The sequence below is a fragment of the Anaerobacterium chartisolvens genome, assembly GCF_003337415.1.
Taxonomy (GTDB): Bacteria; Bacillota; Clostridia; order Acetivibrionales; family DSM-27016; genus Anaerobacterium; species Anaerobacterium chartisolvens.
The window spans coordinates 1-1,884 of the sequence record NZ_QPJT01000074.1; the positions used below are offsets into that span (position 1 = coordinate 1).

A 1,884-nucleotide genomic window follows, 5' to 3' on the forward strand; every position below is an offset into this window, starting at 1 on the left:
ACCTGTCTTTAGGAGTAAAAAGAGAAAAATGGTGCTAAACCTCAAAATGCGTAGTTTAGCATCATTTTTATTTGTGAGTCATTAAGAAAGTAATTAGTAATTGGGAGTTTCAGCTCATCTGACAGACTTTTTATAAATTTAGAAGAAGACGTGATATTCACGTATTTATTATGTTCTAGTTTCACAATCCGGAATTCACGGATGAAATTAATAAGTTTTTCCGTGCAGTATTTGTTTTTCAGCACTTTGAACTGAAGGAGCCTGATGAGGAGTACGGCAAGATAACATATCAGGAAATGCCCATGGATTGATGCTGTTTTCTGTAGGTAGACGGGACGTGCGTCAAGGTAAGTTTTCATCACTTTGAACGACTCTTCAATCCTCCATAGGTTATGGTAGGTGTTGTATATGTCATCTGCCCTCATTTTAATTTCTGATGTGACAAGAAGGTTGTAGCCGGCTAACATTAAATCCTTGTCAATGGCATCTTGATTAATAGCTACCCTTACCTTGCCATCAATGACATTTCCTTTCTGGTCGGCACAACCAAAAGTGACATATTTGCTGCATTCGCCGAATTCACTCTTTTTGGCCTGACAGGCTTTTAGCATCTTAGCGTTTTCAACCATCTTGTTTATCTCATACTTCTTTTTCTCCGCCAGCTTGGGGTTGTATGTGACGACTCTTTTTTCTTTTAGTCTTACGACATGTTTCTTCCCATTTTCGTTTGTATAGGTATAAGGGAATTCATCGATGCATTCCTTGATCTGGTAAAGAAGCGTACCATCGCTGTCAATGACTTTTTTATAGCCGTCATTTAAGAGGACCCATGTCTTTTCAGTCTCAGGGAGTTGCTTCACTGATTTTGAGAACAGATAGCCGTCCTTGTTTTTTAGGGCATTAATGACATTGTCTGCGCAGTTTAGGCCCTTGTCTGCGACCTGTACCGTTTTGCCTGATATCTGGTTCCGATCCTTGAGCTCCTTTATGACATCGCGGATAACGGGCTTCTCGCTTTCATTGCCGGGGTAAAGTTTCATACCGATGGGGATTTGGTTTGCGTCCAGTAGTAGCCCAAGGCCGATTATGGGGTCATGCCTATTTTCTTTTGAAGGCCCCTTTTTTCTGGATTCATCTTCCTTGTCGATCTCGAAATAGAAATTAGTGCAATCAAAATATGTAGTAGATGTATCTAAGGGGTATTTGAGACTGACCTGATGGTTGAAGATCTCGATAATCTTTTCATATTCATTGCCCATATACTCAACACCATCAAGAATCTGGTCATAGGAGAGATCATAGGATTCATACAGCTTAGGAAGTACATCATGGCAAGTTCTATTCTTGGAGCATGGGTCAACTGCCCTGCTGTAGGTGAGGGCTTCAATTAGTGCAGAGAGACGAAAGCGGAAGCCCCTGACAGACTGCATCAAATCCAGATAATTGGAGACGTGTAAGCTGTCATAAATGCTCTGCAAAAGAAAATAGCCAAGGTAGCTTTCGGGGGATTCGCCTATCTGCTTTACCTCATTTTCTTCTTTAGCACGCTTTGCCTCAATGTTCATTTGAGCGACGACATCGGAATAATAGGCAATCGGGTCAGAAATACCTGAGTGGATAAGATCCTGCACATAGCCAACCGCCTTATAGGATTTATGAGCGGTTTGCTTTTTATCATGATTGTAAAAAGATTCATAAATTTGAAGATAGATTCCTCTTTTGAGGTTTGTTTTTTTAAGGAAATAAGCCATAAAATCTCTCCCTCCTAAACACCATTTAACACCATTAATTATACACTAAAAATATTATTTTTTCAAGTGTTTTTGGAATAAAAAAAGCGCGTATTTGCGCCGATTTCCTGAGTTTTGTATGCTGGTTTCTCCT

1 protein-coding gene is annotated in these 1,884 nt (G+C 40.0%); it reads right to left on the reverse strand.

Going from position 1 to position 1,884, the window contains the following annotated elements; genetic code table 11:
- Positions 1 to 41: 41 nt before the first annotated feature.
- Positions 42 to 1,751, reverse strand: a complete 1,710-nt coding sequence (locus DFR58_RS21580) for an IS1634 family transposase (protein ID WP_114300513.1) — start codon at positions 1,749 to 1,751, stop codon at positions 42 to 44.
- Between the last annotated feature and the right edge of the window lie 133 nt (positions 1,752 to 1,884).

Bases quoted from the DNA above. Each gene is read 5' to 3' on its own strand.
- DFR58_RS21580 (WP_114300513.1), bottom strand. From the start codon at position 1,751: ATGGCTTATTTCCTTAAAAAAACAAACCTCAAAAGAGGAATCTATCTT.